General features: G+C 48.8%; 13 protein-coding genes and 1 pseudogene. 13 read left to right on the top strand and 1 reads right to left on the bottom strand.

The window, feature by feature from the left end; translation table 11 throughout:
- Positions 1 to 155 precede the first annotated feature (155 nt).
- From LN341_RS17310 to putP, 4 genes are all read left to right on the top strand, one after another.
- Entirely contained in the window at positions 156 to 941 is a 786-nt protein-coding gene (locus tag LN341_RS17310; RefSeq protein ID WP_046220994.1) for an AraC family transcriptional regulator, read from the top strand.
- A gap of 368 nt (positions 942 to 1,309) precedes the next feature.
- Positions 1,310 to 4,420, top strand: coding sequence for a bifunctional proline dehydrogenase/L-glutamate gamma-semialdehyde dehydrogenase PutA (gene putA / locus LN341_RS17315; protein WP_234206293.1), 3,111 nt, complete (start codon positions 1,310 to 1,312; stop codon positions 4,418 to 4,420).
- A gap of 29 nt (positions 4,421 to 4,449) precedes the next feature.
- Positions 4,450 to 5,151 carry an aldehyde dehydrogenase family protein gene (locus LN341_RS17320; protein ID WP_234206296.1) on the top strand — a complete coding sequence of 234 codons (702 nt, stop codon included), beginning with the start codon at positions 4,450 to 4,452 and terminating at the stop codon, positions 5,149 to 5,151.
- Positions 5,152 to 5,343: 192 nt separating this feature from the next.
- Complete coding sequence (gene putP / locus LN341_RS17325; protein ID WP_234206300.1) at positions 5,344 to 6,840, top strand: sodium/proline symporter PutP; 1,497 nt, start codon at positions 5,344 to 5,346, stop codon at positions 6,838 to 6,840.
- Positions 6,841 to 6,892: 52 nt separating this feature from the next.
- Here the strand turns inward: putP and LN341_RS17330 are convergent, their stop codons facing one another.
- A complete protein-coding gene (locus tag LN341_RS17330) occupies positions 6,893 to 7,354 on the bottom strand; it encodes a MarR family winged helix-turn-helix transcriptional regulator (RefSeq protein ID WP_234206302.1) in 462 nt (153 codons plus the stop codon).
- Positions 7,355 to 7,480: 126 nt separating this feature from the next.
- Here LN341_RS17330 and LN341_RS17335 point away from each other — a divergent pair, with 126 nt between their 5' ends.
- From LN341_RS17335 to LN341_RS17375, 9 genes and pseudogenes are all read left to right on the top strand, one after another.
- Positions 7,481 to 7,906, top strand: coding sequence for an organic hydroperoxide resistance protein (locus LN341_RS17335; RefSeq protein ID WP_234206303.1), 426 nt, complete (start codon positions 7,481 to 7,483; stop codon positions 7,904 to 7,906).
- A 180-nt stretch (positions 7,907 to 8,086) separates the two neighbouring features.
- A complete protein-coding gene (locus LN341_RS17340) occupies positions 8,087 to 9,280 on the top strand; it encodes a tetratricopeptide repeat protein (RefSeq protein WP_234206306.1) in 1,194 nt (397 codons plus the stop codon).
- Positions 9,281 to 9,420: 140 nt separating this feature from the next.
- A complete protein-coding gene (locus tag LN341_RS17345; RefSeq protein ID WP_046221065.1) occupies positions 9,421 to 10,086 on the top strand; it encodes a CatB-related O-acetyltransferase in 666 nt (221 codons plus the stop codon).
- Positions 10,087 to 10,358: 272 nt separating this feature from the next.
- Positions 10,359 to 11,552 carry an acetate/propionate family kinase gene (locus tag LN341_RS17350; protein ID WP_234206308.1) on the top strand — a complete coding sequence of 398 codons (1,194 nt, stop codon included), beginning with the start codon at positions 10,359 to 10,361 and terminating at the stop codon, positions 11,550 to 11,552.
- A 734-nt stretch (positions 11,553 to 12,286) separates the two neighbouring features.
- Positions 12,287 to 13,837: an OmpA family protein gene (locus tag LN341_RS17355; RefSeq protein ID WP_234206310.1), complete on the top strand. Its 1,551-nt coding sequence runs from the start codon at positions 12,287 to 12,289 to the stop codon at positions 13,835 to 13,837.
- Positions 13,834 to 15,432 carry a hypothetical protein gene (locus LN341_RS17360; RefSeq protein WP_234206312.1) on the top strand — a complete coding sequence of 533 codons (1,599 nt, stop codon included), beginning with the start codon at positions 13,834 to 13,836 and terminating at the stop codon, positions 15,430 to 15,432. Before LN341_RS17355 ends, LN341_RS17360 begins: the two co-directional genes overlap by 4 nt.
- Positions 15,433 to 15,443: 11 nt before the next feature.
- The gene (locus tag LN341_RS17365; protein ID WP_234206314.1) at positions 15,444 to 16,277 is read left to right on the top strand and encodes a hypothetical protein; all 834 of its coding nucleotides are present in this window, start codon (positions 15,444 to 15,446) and stop codon (positions 16,275 to 16,277) included.
- A gap of 213 nt (positions 16,278 to 16,490) precedes the next feature.
- Positions 16,491 to 16,686: pseudogene (locus LN341_RS17370) on the top strand (transposase); the annotation flags it as partial.
- Between the two features lie 55 nt (positions 16,687 to 16,741).
- Positions 16,742 to 17,892, top strand: a protein-coding gene (locus tag LN341_RS17375) for an IS3 family transposase (RefSeq protein ID WP_234206316.1) whose coding sequence is annotated in 2 segments (ribosomal slippage) — positions 16,742 to 16,979 and positions 16,979 to 17,892 — 1,152 coding nt in all. Because the reading frame shifts where the segments join, the coding sequence is not laid out codon by codon here.
- Positions 17,893 to 17,931: the final 39 nt, after the last annotated feature.

Below are 17,931 nucleotides of genomic sequence, written 5' to 3' on the forward strand. Positions count from 1 at the left end.
GAAATAAGGCTGGATCTGAGGAAAGATGATCAAGGTGAGCCGATCCAAGATCAACAGAAATCAGCCCGCCTCTTTTCATGACCGGGGCTTATCTATTATGATTCGCCCTGATACGCGCCAGATGGCGGCCTCAATTATTGACGCAGGAAGAACAGATGAAGGATAGTCCCCATCCGTCAGGGTTCAAACCGGCGGAAATCATGAAGTTGCCAGAACAGATGGATCATCACAACCATGGTTATAATCAGGTGGTGATTGCGCTGTCCGGGCAAACTGAGTTTGAAATTGAAGGTTACGGTAGTCTGGTCTGTCCGGGGCAGGGGTGCCTGGTGACGGCAGAATCTGAACATGGTTTTTCCGGCGTGGGCAACAACGAGATTCTGGTGCTGAATGTGTCTGTGAATGACGCCGTACCGGATTATGGTGCCGAACGGATGCAGAGATTGTTCGAGCAGTCTTCCTATTTTCATCTTGATAATCAGGCGCAGACACTGATCCGTGCACTCTCCGCAGAAATGCTGAGTCACCCGGACGACTGGCTGCTGAGCAAAGCCTGTACTGATACTCTGATGTGCGTGCTGCAGCGCCATTTCAAGCCGCTGGCGTCTGAGCGTTATCTGCCGCGTCTGAATATGGATGTGATTGATCATTACATCCATCAGCATCTTTCACGCAAAATCACGGTCGCCCAGCTGGCCGGACTGGTTTTTCTCGGCGAAAGCCAGTTTCATGTGGTTTTTAAAGAGCAGACAGGTGTCACGCCGCATCAGTATGTGCTGCAAAAGCGTCTGGAGCTGGCCCGTCATCTGATGGAAGAATCACGTCTGAGTCTGGCCCAGATTGCTCAGTCGTGCGGATTTTCAAGCCAGAGTAATTTCACTCAGGCTTTTTCCCGTCAATTTGGGGCATCACCCGCCAAATACCGCCGTCAGTGGGGCTGACCGCCAGATCGCTGCAGCCTTCAACACACTGGGGGCGCATTCTGAGCCGACAGTTGCTTATCTCACTCTTTTCAACCACAGTTTTTATGACTTCCCCTGTTCATTGAACCGTTTAGCGTGTGTCAGGGTCAGCTGTTTGCTGTTTCTTACATCAATTAAATAGAAAACAGCATTTTTTGCTAAATACTTGGGTCTGATTTTGTTATAAAGCGGACCTTTTCGATAAATTATCGGAGTTTTTGGTAAGACTCTGCGACAGGTACGAAATAAAATCCCCCGCTAAAGTAACACTGGTGTAACATTTATCCTGAATCACATGACAAACTGTGTTGATGGTTATTCAGGTCCACTATATTGAGGGAATGACTATGTTCAATGCGGCAGATGCCCTTCAGCCATCTTTTATTGAGCAACCTTTAGATGCACTATGGCAGCAGATTTCACCGTTATACTCGGTCGAAGAATCTGCCTGGCTGGAACAACTGTTGCCTCTGGCTGAGCCTTCTGAACAAGAACGCCAGTACACCGTCGAGAAGGCGACCAGCCTGATCGAGCAGGTGCGTGCAGATCGTACCGCGATCCAGATGATTGATGCCCTGTTGCTGGAATACAGCCTGGATACCAAAGAAGGCATTTTGCTGATGTGTCTGGCCGAAGCGCTGATGCGTATCCCGGATGCGGCAACCGCCGACGCGCTGATCCGCGATAAGCTGAGCGTGGCGGATTGGAAGTCTCACCTGAAAAACTCTGATTCCCTGTTTGTGAATGCGTCAACCTGGGGCCTGATGCTGACCGGTAAAGTCGTCAGCATGGAGTCGAAAGAAGATGGCAGCCCGGCCCGGGTGATCAACCGTCTGACCAATAAGATGTCTGAACCTGTGATCCGCAAGGCGATGCATCAGGCGATGAAAATCATGGGTCACCAGTTCGTACTGGGACGCACCATCGGCGAAGCGATGAAGAACGGTCAGGCCAAACGTGATAAAGGCTTTACCTATTCCTTTGACATGCTGGGTGAAGCGGCGCTGACTCAGGATGACGCCCAGAAATACTTCAACGATTACATTGAAGCGATTGACGCCGTCGGTCTGGATAACAAAAAGCACTCCAAATCACCTTGCCCGACTGTGTCGATTAAGCTGTCGGCACTGCACCCGCGTTACGATGTCTCCAATGAAGGCCGTGTGCTGACAGAAATGTATGACACCGTGCTGGAGCTGCTCAAGCGCGCCCGTGCACTGAACGTGGGTATCACGATTGATGCTGAAGAAGCCGATCGTCTGGAACTGTCGCTGAAACTGTTCGAGAAATTATACCGCTCAGAAGTTGTGAAAGGCTGGGGCCGTTTTGGTCTGGTGGTTCAGGCCTATTCAAAACGTGCTCTGCCTGTGCTGGCCTGGCTGGCGGCGCTGAGCAAAGAGCAGGGCGACGTGATCCCGCTGCGTCTGGTGAAAGGCGCCTATTGGGACAGCGAACTGAAAATGTGCCAGCAGAGCGGTTATGCCGGTTATCCGGTTTATACCCGTAAAGAGGCGACGGATACCTCTTATCTGGCCTGTGCCCGTTTCCTGCTGTCTTCCCATGTGCGTGGTCTGATTTTCCCGCAATTTGCGAGTCATAACGCCCACACAGTGACGGCGATTCTGGCGATGGCCAAACACCGTGATTTTGAATTCCAGCGCCTGCACGGGATGGGGGATGCCCTGTATAACCATGTGATGGATATCTACGGCGTGAACGTACGTATCTACGCACCGGTCGGCAGCCACAAAGACTTGCTGCCGTACCTGGTACGTCGCCTGCTGGAAAACGGTGCCAACAGCTCTTTTGTACACCGCCTGGTCGATGCGCGCTGTCCGATTGACTCTCTGGTGCAGCACCCTGTTGATGTGCTGCGCTCGCGTCCGACGCTGCATAATCATTTAATTCCGCTGCCAAAAGATATTTTCGGTGCCGACCGCAAGAACTCGGCCGGTATTAACATTGAGATCGAATCTGAATGGACGCCTTTCCGTGATTCGGTCGAGGCTTTCAAGACCCATCACTGGACGGCTGGTCCGATTGTGAACGGTGAGGTGCAATCCGGTGACATCTTCCACGTCACGGCCCCTTACGATCGCCGTGAGGCCGTGGGTGAAGTGGCCTTTGCTTCCAGCGATCTGGTCGCAAAAGCCATTGATGTTGCAGCGGACGCTTTCCCGGCCTGGTCTGAAACCCCGGCGGCTGAGCGCGGTGCTTGCCTGCAGCGTCTGGCGGATTTGCTCGAAGCCAATACCGGTGAGCTGGTTGCCCTGTGTCATCGTGAAGCGGGTAAAACCATTCAGGACAGCATTGACGAAATCCGTGAAGCGGTCGACTTCCTGCGTTTTTATTCGCACCAGGCGGCCACAGAATTGGCACAAGGCAAATCAATCGTCACATTTGATGGCCAGTCACGTACCTTGTCGTATCAGGGACGCGGTGTCTTTGCCTGTATCAGTCCGTGGAATTTCCCTCTGGCGATTTTCCTGGGTCAGGTATCGGCGGCACTGGCTGCGGGTAACACAGTGGTGTGTAAACCGGCGGAACAAACCTCGCTGATTGCCTTCCGGGCGATTCAAATGATGCTGGAAGCTGGCGTTCCTGCCGGCGTGATTCAGTTCGTTCCCGGTCGTGGTGCCGAAGTGGGCTCAGTGCTGACTTCTGATGAGCGTATTGCCGGTGTGGCCTTTACCGGTTCAACCGAGACCGCGCAGCGGATCAACCGCACGCTGGCGGCGCGTGACTGCGATCCTGTGCCTTTCATCGCGGAAACCGGTGGCCAGAATGCCATGATTGTCGACAGTACGGCGTTGCCGGAGCAGGTGGTACGCGATGTGGTTCGCTCTGCCTTTGCCTCTGCCGGTCAGCGTTGTTCGGCGCTGCGTGTGCTGTTTGTGCAGGAAGATGTCGCGGATCGGATTATTACGCTGATCAAAGGCGCGATGGCCGAACTGTCGGTGGGTCGTCCTGAACTGCACAGCACGGATGTCGGTCCTGTGATTGATAAAACTGCCAAGCAGAAATTGCTGACCCACATCGGCGCGCTGAAAAATCAGGCTAAAATGGTCGCTCAGGCCGCATTAAGCCCAGATTGCACCCATGGGGACTTTGTCCTGCCGACGGCGTTTGAAATCCGCGGTATCCATGTGCTGCAGAACGAAAACTTCGGCCCGATTCTGCATATCGTGCGTTTCAAGGCAAACGAGCTGGATCAGGTGATTGACCAGATTAACCAGACGGGTTTCGGCCTGACCATGGGTGTTCACAGCCGTAACGAGCGGACTTACAGCCATATCGAGCGCCGTGCCCGCGTGGGGAACTGCTACATCAACCGCGATCAGGTGGGTGCCGTGGTGGGTGTGCAGCCATTTGGCGGTCAGGGTCTGTCGGGTACAGGTCCGAAAGCTGGTGGACCGCACTATCTGTATCGCTTTACGAAAGATGTATTCACTGCGTAATGGCTGCCGGAATTGGGAAGGAAAGAGAGATGACAACAAGTATTCAAGCGCTCGTCGATCAGAGCAATGCAGCCTGGGAAAACTGGAACGGCCAGGGCTATGAAAAACGTATTACCAGGCTGACTCAGTGGAGCAGTACGCTCGATGCAGATGTGGCAGCCATGGTGGCGTTTCAGTGCCGCAATGCCAACGATCATGTGGCAGAAACGGAATTAATGCCGGGACCAACCGGTGAAACCAATGAACTGTATTGCGCCGGCCGCGGTATTTTTGTGGTCACAGCCGAAGCCTCTGCACCTCTGGTGGCGGTTGCCGGCCAACTGACGGCTGCGCTGGTGACAGGTAACACAGTGATCTTGTCTCTGCCGGAAGGGTACGAGAAATCAGCTCAGCAAATTGTCACTGAACTGGAAAAGGCTGAACTGCCTAAAGGTGTTGTACAGTCAGTAAGCACTGACGAACTTGACGTGTTAGTCCGTCATGCCGGTGTAGCCGGCGTGGTGTTTGCAGGAAAGCGCGAGACAGCTTTGTCGCTGTCCCGTGATTTAGCCGCCCGTGACGGGCTGCTGGGCCAGTTAATTGCAGAGTCGGATTTTGAATCTTATCCTGTGATTGGCAGCCCGACTTATTCGCTGCGTTTCGTAACAGAAAGAACACGTACCATCAATATCACAGCGGTGGGCGGAAACGCGACGCTGTTGGAATTGGGGAGTGGCGAAGAAGCACATTAATGTTGATGGTGACTGTTACCCGTGACTCGTAACCTGAACCGTCAATCGATGGATTGGCGGTTTTTTAACAAGGACTCTCAGGTACGTTGTACGAGGTGGAGCAGAACCCAGTCAGCACAGAGGCTGAATAAATCAGCATCATTCAATAAGCTCTTGCAACGACGGGAGCAACAATAATGAGGGAACTCAAACATGATAGAAAATAGCTTTGCTATCACAGGCACGTTTATCGTGTATCTGATTGCTATGCTTGCAATCGGTTATTACGCCTATAAGCGTACTGCAAACTCATCTGATTACTTTCTTGGTGGCCGTTCGTTAGGTCCTTGGCCAGCAGCACTGTCTGCCGGTGCATCGGACATGAGTGGCTGGCTGTTACTCGGACTGCCGGGCTATGCCTTTGCTGCAGGTATAGAATCACTGTGGCTGGCCGGTGGCCTGCTGTTAGGTACTTATCTGAACTGGCTGATTTGTGCCAAACGCCTGCGTACCTATACCATTACCGCGAATAATGCGATCACCATCCCTGAGTATCTGTCGAACCGTTTTAAAGATACCTCTAAGTTAATTCAGACAATTTCAGCCTTCTTCATTTTGTTGTTTTTCCTCTTCTATACCAGTTCAGGCTTAGTGGCAGGCGGTAAGTTGTTTGAAACTGTCTTCGGTATGGATTACAAAATTGCCGTTGTGGTCGGTACGCTCTGCGTGGTGTCTTACACCCTGTTTGGTGGCTTTCTGGCGGTATCCTGGACTGACCTGGTACAAGGCCTGCTGATGGCGGCGGCACTGATGATCGTACCGATTGCGGCAATGCAGGGTGGTTTTGGTGATCTGGCGGCGTCTCTGGAAGCCAAGAATCCGGAATTGATGACCTTGTTTAACGACGTAAAAGGTGAGCCGCTGACGGCCATCAGTATTATTTCTCTGGCTGCCTGGGGACTGGGTTACTTTGGTCAGCCCCATATCCTGGCGCGTTTTAACGCCACCCGCTCTAACCGTGATATCACAACAGCGCGTCGCATCGCTGTGATTTGGTCTGCTCTGTCTATGACCGGTGCGATCCTGGTGGGTCTGGTTGGTATTCTGTATGCCGATAACCAGCTGGGCGGTAACCTGGAAGATGGCGAAAAAATCTTCATGCTGCTGGTGAATGCGATTTTCCATCCAGTGATGGCCGGCATTCTGCTGGCGGCGATTCTGGCGGCGATCATGAGTACGGCTGACTCCCAGTTGCTGGTGTCGTCTTCTGCGCTGGCAGAAGATTTCTACAAGCAAGTGATCCGTAAAAACGCCTCTTCAGAAGAAATCGTGACTGTCGGTCGTGTTGCGGTTATCGCACTGTCGATTATTGCACTCATGCTGGCAATGAATCCTGACAGTACAGTTCTGGGTCTGGTGTCTTATGCCTGGGCTGGCTTTGGTGCCGCATTCGGTCCTGCTTTGCTACTGAGCCTGTACTGGAAAGACATGAACCGTAACGGCGCATTGGCGGGTATTGTTATTGGTGCGCTGACTGTAGTTATCTGGAAGCAGCTGACTGGCGGGATCTTCGATATGTATGAAATTGTTCCCGGATTTGTCTTTGCGACCATTGCCATTATTGTGGTCAGCAAAATGACAGGCGGTGCACCGTCCGAACTGCACGCACAGTTTGATACGTATGAGAAAAATCTGAGAGAGTTTGATTAATTTCTTTTTCAAACCCTGATTACCTGAATGCGCAGCTCCGGCTGCGCATTTTTTATGCCTTGGATTCTATGGCGCTCAGCTGCGTATATAAAGCGTCACAACTGGCTTTCAGGGCTTTAAGCGACTCCAGTGGCATTTCAACCTGACAAACCAGTGATGCCGGAACCTGCGCAGCCTGTGTCTGAAGGGCTTTGCCTGCCTCTGTCAGGCTGATCTCACGGACTCTTTCATCTGTTTCACTGCGCCTGCGGCTGACCAGTCCTTTTCCTTCAAGGCGCTTGAGCAGAGGTGTCAGTGTGCCTGAATCGAGATGAACTTTCTCGCCCAACGCTTTGACACTCAGACATTCCTTTTCCCACATCACCAGCATCACTATGTATTGTGAATACGTGAGGTTTAGCGCATCCAGGAGCGGGCGATAAGCCCGGATCATGGCGTTAGAGGCACTGTAGAGCGAAAAACAGATCATGTCATCCAGGGTGACGTTGGAAGGTATGGCGGGAGCGTTGGACATGAGCACGGTCCTGATTGGGAGTGATTAATTTAAATTGTGCACAATATACTTGCGTTCTACCTGAAAAGCGATCTAAGATTGCGTGAAATTAAATTGCGTACAACTTAAATAGACAAGGGGAATCTGATGAAAACAATTTATACCACTTCTGCAAAAGCCAGCGCTGGTCGCAATGGTCAGGCGAAGAGTGATGATGGTTTGCTGGATGTTTCACTGAGCTATCCCAAAGCATTGGGTGGTAGCGGGGAAGCGACGAATCCAGAGCAGCTTTTTGCTGCAGGTTACTCAGCCTGTTTCTCAAATGCTGTGCTGCACATTGCAGGCCTTCAGAAACTGGGGCTGCGTGAAGCACCGACAGAAGCCAGTGTCCGGTTGCTGGCGAAAGAAAATGGTGCTTTCGCGTTGGCAGTGGACTTGTCGGTTGATCTGGCTATGGAGAATGATGCTGCCATTGAACTGGTCAAATCCGCCCATCAGGTGTGTCCATACTCCAATGCTGTCCGCGGCAATGTGGACGTCAGCCTGAGCGTGAACGGCATTTCGCTGGATTAAGCGTCACAAACTGTGGCTGTTTTCTGTCCCGGTTTTCGCAGAATCTCTGCTGAAACCGGGATTTTTGTACTGTTTTCGGTGCCCTGATCTGACCAGCTTCAAAATCAGAGAAAATTTAACTTTAGATTTATCTCAAAATGCCGTTATTACAAAGAATACAGATTTGTTTTAAGAGGGGTTATGTCACAACTCGGTTTAGGCGTTTGCCTGGGCATTGTATTGCTGATTGTGGCGGTTTCCCGGTATTTTGCACTGATGAAAGACGTTCGTGAGGCGGCCAGAGAGCAGGCACTCAAGGATGAAAAATACCGACAGGTATTAGAACAGGCAAAGGCTGTTGAACACGAAGAAAAAGTCAAAAAGGCGCAGTCAGGTCATCTTCCCAGCATTTTGTCGTTAGCGAAGGAAAATGAAATTGGCAATCTCCGTGTGGCATTAAGCTGGTACCAGAAAGCTGCTGAACTCGGGAATGAAATCGGACAGAATGCGTTGGCACGGTTAAGCCGGCAGGACGTCGATGACCCGCACGGCGAAGCCAAGTCACGCTATTGGGAGTGTCTGGTGAAAGCCAATAACAATGAACCCGAAGCGTTGTTTGAACTCGGTCGTTATGAGATCCGAGGCTATGGGACTGCCATCAATACGGCATCCGGGGTTGGGCACCTGATCAAAGCGGCTGAAATGGAATATGTGCCGGCGCAGCTGTTTCTCGGTGACTGGTACGTGGTGGAATCGAACCCCACCCCTTCGCCGCGCCGTGCTTTTTTCTGGCGTTTAAAGTCAGCCGTAAATAACGATGCGATGGGCTGTATTAAAGTCGCTTATTGTTTTCAGACCGGGGTGGGCGCGACGCGAGATCGCCGGCGGGCTATCTACTGGCTGGAAAAAGCGGCCGAACTGGGGAATCTGGAAGCGCAGTACCTGGCGGGGAAAATGCATCTGAACAATGATCAGCCCGTCACCAATGTGACTGACGCTGCTGTGGCCTATATCTGGTTTTCTGTGGCATTTGCCTCAGGGTATCTGGATGCCAAAAAGGAGCGGGATATGGCGGTTCAGCATGTGGGGATTGAATCGATTCTGAATGTTCAGAAAGTGGCCAAGCAGATTTATAAATTCCTGCACAACCCGCCAGTACCGGTCCATTCCACCATGGATCTGCTGGACAAAATGTACGACCGATCAAAATACCGTCCGACTGATGCTGAGCTGGATGCGGCGTTGGGGCGTATCAATGAAGACATTGATATAGATGTCGCAGGACAAACAAATCCTGCTCCTGCTGCATCCGGAATGGGAAATGCTTCCATCAATAGCGTAAAAAAAGACTGGAGCGGTGAAATGATCGCGGCTGAGTCTGCGTCATCCGGATAAACGGAATTTCTGCAATATTGAGCCGTTGCTGTGGTGTTGTCTTAGTTGGGTGACAGCATAGCGAGGCTGCTTCCAGACAGTTACAGTATACTGACATAAAAAGTCGCATTTTTTTGCGCATGTTTGAGTATGAGGTAATGATGGCGACTATCTTTCCTTCCTGGCTTGGCGGCTACGAGCTGAATAAACAAGTGACGAACCCGAATATTATCGTCGGGGATTTCACTTACTACTCTGGCTATTATCACGACAAACATTTTGAAGATCATTGCGTACGTTACCTGATGGGCGATCATTCCACTAAAGCGGTGTGGGAATCCGGTATTTTTGGTGAGGTGGATAAGCTCATCATCGGTAAATTCTGCTCGATCGCCTCAGGTGCCATTTTCATGCTGGCAGGGAATCAGGGACACAGGCACGACTGGATCTCCTCATACCCGTTTGAGGCCAGTGAATTTGGCGACAAAGTTAAATCAGGCTTTGCCCGGGCGGGTGATACGGTGATCGGCAATGATGTCTGGATCGGCAGTGAATGCGTCATTATGCCGGGGGTACAGATCGGGGATGGTGCAGTCATCGGCGCGCGGGCCGTGGTCACTAAAGATGTGCCGCCCTACAGTATTGTGGTCGGCAATCCAGGCAGGGTTGTGAAGTCACGGTTTAACGACAGCGAAGTGGCCAAGCTGCTGGAAATCAAGTGGTGGGACTGGCCCTTATCCATGCTGAAAGCCAATATGGACGTGATGTGCAGTAATGACGTCGAGGCGATGTACCAAAGGTATCTGGCTTCGTCTGAAGCAAGCTAAGCGTTTCGCCGCTCGCGGTGAAGCGGGTGTACATCTCTTCTCTTTGTTGAACTATCGCTCAATTTTTTGATTCATTGCAAAAAAAATTTATGTTTTTACATTAAATTTGAATGTTGTATTGAATCATTCAAAAAAAATTGAGTATTATGGTGCAGCACAAGATGCTATGAATACGTTGCTCCACATCAATTTCTTAGCATCTGTGCCGACAACATCTGTTGTCAGGGGGCACTCAGTGCCAAATCAGCCGACAATCTTCTGGTGGAATCCCCATGCGCCATTCACTTGTACTCGTTATTAATTCCGGAAGCTCTTCGCTTAAATTTGCTTTGATCGATGCCGTTAGCGGCGATGCAAGACTGACAGGGCTGGGGGAGTGCTTTGGTCTCAGCGATGCGTCCGTCAGTTGGAAATATGACGGAGAGAAATCCAGCTTCGCGCTGGAAGCGACAGGTAATCACCATCAGCAGGCGATTGATCGCCTGGTGCTATTGCTCGATGAACTGGGCCTGAAGCAGGACATTATTGCGGTCGGGCACCGCGTGGTTCATGGCGGCGAGCGCTTCAGCGAAACCGTGAAAATTGATGACCAGGTTCTGGCTGAGATTGAAGCGCTGAGCGAACTGGCGCCCCTGCATAACCCGGCGCATGTGATTGGCATCCGTGCGGCCATCAGTGCTTTCCCCTATCTGCCCCAGTACGCCGTGTTCGACACCGCGTTTCACCAAAGTATGCCTGCCAAAGCGTATCGCTATGCGTTGCCTGAGAAGCTTTATCAGGACTTTGGCATCCGTCGCTACGGCTTTCACGGCACCAGCCATTTCTTTGTCAGCCAGGAAGCGGCTAAGCAGTTGGGCAAGCCAGCAGAAAAAACCAATGTGATCACAGTGCATTTAGGCAACGGCGCCTCGATTTGTGCGGTGCGCAATGGCCAGAGTGTTGATACCAGCATGGGCTTTACCCCAACAGCCGGTCTGATGATGGGCACCCGTTGCGGCGATTTAGATCCAGGTATCGTGGATTTTCTGATCAACAAAGGCTGGAGCCAGGCTGAGGTGCAGCAGGCTCTGAACAAAGAAGCAGGCTTTCTGGGGGTTTCCGGTTTAACCAGCGACTGCCGCGGCATTGTTGAAGCCATGGAAGCAGGCCATGCCGGGGCGAAACTGGCGTTTGAAATCTTTACTTACCGGGTGGCGAAATACATTGCTTCTTACATGGTGGCGCTGGACGAACTGGATGCCATCGTATTTACCGGCGGTATCGGTGAAAACTCCCTGCCGGTGCGCAGTGAAGTGCTCAAGTACCTGAAAATTTTCGGCTACCGCGAAGATGTCACGGGTAATGCCAACGCCCGCTTCGGCGAAAAAGGCGTGATTACCAAACCCAATACTCCGATGGCGATGGTCATTCCAACCAATGAAGAGTGGGTGATCGCCAGAGAATCCATGGCGCTATTGCATGCCTGATTGAACAGCCTTTCTTTTGTAAAAACGGCTCTGAGTTTTGCTCAGGGCCGTTTTTGGTCATTATTACTTTATAACCATGATTGATGACGATTTTGAAATAATTCTTGGGATCTGGCCAACTTGACAAGTGTCACAATTCATAATGAACAACGAAGCTTTGAAGTAAACCTTCTTGATTCTTCGTGATTTTATTAGTAATTTTACAAAAAAATTAACTAATAACCCCATCAATAATCAAGGATTTTTCCATGGACGGATTAAAATCAACCCACTTTCCGCTTAAGATCACCTCCCTTAGGTATATAAAGATTAATTCTATTTAGTCATTAATAAATGACTATAAAAAAGGTTTTATTTTTAATAGCCGTTTTATCTGCTGTTGTAATTTCTTATGCCTTTTTTTACCTTTTCCTCAATCTGAATGTCGCCACTATGCAGGTGAAATGCTCATAGGTGAAGAAATTACAACTTTCAATTTTTCGCTCAGAGCGAAAACCGTCGAACTAGCGACAACATTTAACCTACCGTTACAAAAGCTAGGTATGCCGAGTGAAATATTATATAATTTCAAATACTTGATGTTACTCATCAAGAAGGCGTTTGGCGCTATCACTTAAAAGAGTCAAGCAGTAATTTGCTGCAAGAATTTGAAATCACGCCAGATGGTGATCGTTATTCAATTCGTTGGGTCAATGATCGAGTAAACAACATAGTTTACAAATGCACGGAATTAGATGATGCAGCACTTTAAAAAAGTAGCAATCGCGGTAAGTATATCCTTAGCAGTTACTAGCTGTTCAAGCACAGGAGATTATGGTGACATTAGTACCACTACTGTAATTGGTTGTGCTGGCGGGATGATCGTGGGAGGTCTTGCAGGCAAGGCGATTGGTGGGAAACAAGGAATGTGGATCGGTGCTGGTGTTGGCGCGCTAGTCGGTTGCTCGGCTGGTTATTACTGGGCACAACGTGAAGCAAAACTCGCAGAAGCAGCAGCAAAACATGACGTTGAGGTCGAGTTTGAACGTATCGGTTCGCCAGATGACGACGAAGTCGACAGTATGGTTGTTGTACAATCAAAAGCGATTATTGAAGCTGAAGAGACTGGCAATACCGAGCAAATCGAAAAAGTGGTGGGTGACTCTGAAGTGGTTGGCCTTTCTGCAACAGTCAAAGGCGATATCTTCCGCTCAGGACAAACAGATATCTCTAGCACTAAACATAAACGCTTCTTTAGTAAGTACGCTGAGACAGTTAAGTCAAGTGGTAGTGCAGTATTGATTGTGGGTCATACCGATAATACTGGCTCGGCAAAAATAAATGCTGATGTTTCACTTAAACGAGCTAGCAGCGTGGCGCGTGAGTTGATTCGTAATGGTATCCCTAAAGAGAATATTTACATTTATGGTGCGGGTGAATCTCAGCCGATTGCCTCCAATAACTCAGCCAAAGGCCGAGCTGACAACCGCCGTATTGAAGTCGTAACACTGGATAACAAACCTGAATACGTCACCAACTATGTACGATACAAAGCGACGGAGCCTAGCTATGCCAAGCTAAGAACCACAGATAATATTGCCAAACGTAGTAAAACTGTAAGCCAGCAAGTCGCGAAAGGACTGGCAACCTCTACGCAAAGTACTGCTGCAGTTCATGATTTGATAAATACAAACAACCGTCGTAGCAGTAGCAATCGTTCTTATGTCGATTTCGGCGGTGAAAACTATCGCGGTGGGGACGAAAACCTATTTGTCTATATCGGTGCACGCGAGAGCAATAGCTTCTCGCTTATCGGCCAAGCGGTGGCAAATACACTTGAAGAATCATCATGTGTTTATGATGAGCCAAGTGTGACGACACTAGTTTTCAAGATCACAGATGATAGCCGCAGCACAACAGACTACCTACCGGGCATGAACCGCACGGCATGGGGCGGCGAGGTGAATGACCACCTTGTCGCTCTTGCACCATTAGCCGTTGACCGAAGTACATTAGAAGCGACTGAAAGCCCTTCGATTTATGTTTATGAAGATTACGCATCCAACAAGAAAGTTAAACCTCAAAAAACACAAAGACCCGTTGATGTCAACATTTACAACGGCTCAGAAGGGGTTATCTATCGTGCCTTTGTTCAAGACAAGAACTACCCAATCAAATGCATTGATATCGTAGTAGACAAAAAACATAACAAAGGTGTGTTTAGTGCATTTGCGGGAAAAATATACTACCAGGGCCCTAAAGGCCTGATGATAGCAGACTATAAACCAGGAAAAATAAAATCATGAGTGAACTAACAACTTGGCTATTACTCAATCGTATACTCGTGGTGGGTATCAGCTCAATTATTGTCGCTACCGTTGTTTACCTAAGTAATCGCGATACCATCAACCTATATTTAAAAACGCTGTACTACCGTCTGCCGTTAATTGGTAAAAACGCTCGCCTATCGAAAAGACTGGAGCTTGATGATCAGCGCTGGTTTAACTCAGAGCGTGAAGTATGTAATAGCTTTTTGCCTTTCTACGACCAATACAATGCCGACGAGTACCATTACGAGCAATCGAGCCGTTACCTAAACAAAATCGGCGACACAGGTATTTCGCCAATGAAATGGTACACTTGGCTTGGTCTATCAATCATGGTTCTAATTGAAGCCGCTGGTTTTGCTTATGTACTTGCGGGTTTCACTATTCAAGATGGCAGTGAGTCTATTCAAATTCAAGCAGCTGTTGGTATTGCGCTGTTGATCAGTGTGCTGTTGGTTGGTTTTACCCATGCGATGGGTGGTGAACTATACCGCAACCAACAGATCGGCAAAGTACGTTTGCACTGGAATCATGACCCACAAAAGCCAGGTGTGATTGCCCCTGATCTAAACATTGGTTTGAAGTCTAAAACAAATGCACTAGATGACAATCAGCCAAGCTGGCGTCAAATGGCGAACCGTTTAGCAAAAACGAATGCTGGCTTCTCTAAGTCTTGGGCAATGAGCATCGTCACAGTTGTGTTTATCTCAATTGTTGCCGTTGGTGCGACATATGTGCGTGGTCAAGTACTTGAAAAACTCGCTATTGAAGAGATCAGCGGTCATGAGCAAGAAGGCATGGGTAGCGCGTTTGATATTCAAGACCCATTCGCTGAGAGTGCTCCAGCTGAACTAACTGCTTATAACGATGAAGCAGAAAACAAAGCATTTAGAGACGCGATCAACGCACACAAACGTGGCGGTTGGATGACATTTATCATGCTCGCGGTAATTTTTGCAGCGATGCAAGCATATAGTATTTACCTTGGCTTTAAGACAACTTTCTCAGGTAAAGAGTCGCCTGCCGCTTACGATGCGACCTATAAGTTCTCTAACGTTAACGCATACATTGAGTACTACGTGGCACAACAAGCCAATGTTGAACGTGCTGCACAAAGCGTTCTATCGCACCTGCAGAGCAAAATCGCGATCAATGCGCAGAGAAGTGCCGGCGAGCAACATGTTATTTATGCAGCAAATAACCCTTCGAGCCGTAACTTCTTGAACTACTACAAGCTACGTGCTTTGAAGAACGCTGAAACACCTGAATTAATCAAAACCCAATACCCAGACTATCAGCCAGCACAACAAGCTGCACCTCAGCCAATGGTACAACCGACAGCTCAGTCAGCAGTTGAACCTGTTTATCAGCCTGTGCCACAACCAGAAGTGGCATCTACTACTGAATCGTTCCTAAGCGATGTTGATATCATCAATAAAGTGAAAAACAACGATCTTGATGGCCTGACAGACGAGCAAGTAATTGCAGCGCTAAAGGCCATTAGCAACGAGCCTAAGCCAGAAACGGCAGAAGAACGTTTAGCTCGCCTGCAAAAACAAGCGATGACATCATAAAAGAGATATACATGAGAAAAGTAACCTTAGCCATATGCGCGGTTCTTGTTGTGAGTCAATTCGCGAATGCCGCCACATTGCGAAACGATGTTCCAAGCTGTACCAATGAAGTACCGGGTGAATACTATCAATTACCAAATGAGCGTGAACTGTTTATCCTCGTAGATAAAACAATGGCTCACTCTCTGGATCAGGAAATCAAATCAGAGCTGTTCCAGAGTGTGAAACGATTTATTCAACCGGGCGACAAAGTTCAACTGGTGGAGTTTTCGTCGTTTGCGCAGGACAGCTATACCAAAGTGGTATTTAATGGGCAACTTGATACTCAGCTAAGTGATGACCATCGCAGTTATGTGAAGAAATCTGTCCTTAAATCGCTCGATAAGTGTCTCGATAAGCAGCACAATTATATGCTGAACAAAGTTGGTATCTCACTGAAAGCAGCGTTTCAAGCGCAAGAAAAGCCCACCAATACCGAGTTAGTTGGCACGCTTAGCGACATTAGTAAGCAAGTGCTAACGCAATCTACTGCAAAGCGCAAAGTGGTACTTCTCATCAGCGACATGCTTGAAAACTCAGATATTACGTCGTTCTACAAAAACAACCAAACTCGAGTTATCAGCCCAAAGCAAGAGTTGGAGCGTATCTCAACGTCGCAAATGTTTGCCAATTTTAATCAGGCTGATATCTATGTGATTGGTACTGGTGTTATTCCTGGTAATCAGCAGTATATCTCTGCGCAAAAGATGAACAAGCTAGAGTCTTTCTGGAAAGATTACTTCAAGCAGAGTAATGCTAAGCTACTCGGCTTTGGTAAGCCTATGCTACTTGGTGACATTCGCTAATTTCACTCACTTCCAGGGGCAACTTAAGTTGCCCTTTTGTTGTCAGCCCTAAACCACCGCCTTGGGCGGTGGTGACTGTTCCTTGGGGCTATTGCCCGAAGGAGTGTCCATTTTAGAAGTAAATCTCCTATTCACCACAAGTGAAAGGAAACTAAAAACACGGGTGATTACAGAGGTACATCACATGTATATTGGCGATGTAAATACCACATAATGTGGACGCCGAAGTGTAACCCTCCCCGAAAAACATGTCGCTAGTAATTAGAGTTTTACCGCTCAATCTACATTTTGTGCAATATGAAAGATTGAAATAGAGCTAAATGTTTAGCCAGATCATGTTCATCTGGTTGCGATAGTGTCACCGAAAGTTTTGATATCGACATTAATGGGGGTATTGAAAGTGAATAGCCACCGACTTGATAGACACCTTTTAGTTAGACAAAATGACTAGCAGAGAGGTGCTTATGAGCAGCAAGCGATACCCAGAAGAATTCAAAGTTGAAGCCGTCAAACAGGTTACTGAAAAAGGTCATAGTGTAGCCGATGTGGCAAATCGTTTAGGGACTACCACGCATAGCCTTTATGCGTGGATTAAACGCTACGGCCCAGATTCCTCCCAGTATCAAGCCAAGTCCGATGAAAGTGCCGAAATTCGTCGACTCAAAAAGGAGCTGCAAAGAGTCACCGAAGAAAGGGACATATTAAAAAAAGCCGCGGTGTACTTCGCAAGCCAGTCCGACTGAGGTACGCCTTTATCAAAGCCAATCAAGCTGTTTGGCCTGTTCGACGTATGTGTAAAGTCCTTAGCATCCACCCAAGTGGTTATTATGCTTGGCTTAAGCAACCCGATAGCAGACAGGAGAAACGGCGTAAATACCTCCTCGGACTCATCAAGCAGTTCTGGCTGGAATCTGGTGGCGTTTATGGCTATCGAAAAATATACAGTGATTTACGTGATGAAGGTGAATGTTGCGGTATCAACCAAGTTCACCGCTTGATGAAACGAGAAGGCTTACAGTCGCAAAGAGGATATCGAAAACCCAGGGCCAAAGTGGGCACAGAGAATGTCGTTGTTGCGAATAAGTTGGCCAGGGAGTTCAACCCGACTGCTCCAAATCAGTCTTGGGTGACCGATATCACGTATATAAAAACTCACGAAGGTTGGCTATACCTCGCAGTCGTCGTTGATCTGTTCTCTCGGAGAGTGATTGGTTGGTCGATGAAAAGCAGAATAACGAAAGAGCTGGTGTTGGACGCGCTCCTGATGGCGATATGGCGACGCTCACCGTCAGATAAGGTACTCGTGCATTCCGATCAAGGAAGCCAGTATACAAGTCATGACTGGGATAAATTCTTAAAGCAGCATGGTCTGGAATCAAGCATGAGCCGTCGGGGCAACTGCCATGACAATGCAGTAGCTGAAAGTTTTTTCCAGTTACTGAAAAGAGAAAGAGTGAAGCGAAAGATCTATTCCACTCGGGAAGAGGCGCGGATGGATATCTTCGAATATGTCGAGATGTTCTACAACGTCAAACGCAGACACGGTTCCAATAATCAGTTGTCACCAGTAGAGTATGAAAAGCGGTATGAAGAAAGGTTAATTAGTGTCTACTGAGTCGGTGGCTATTCAATTGCCGGTGCCACAGATACCATC

Origin of the sequence: Photobacterium sp. TLY01, assembly GCF_021432065.1 — a bacterium.
Taxonomy (GTDB): domain Bacteria; phylum Pseudomonadota; class Gammaproteobacteria; order Enterobacterales; family Vibrionaceae; genus Photobacterium; species Photobacterium halotolerans_A.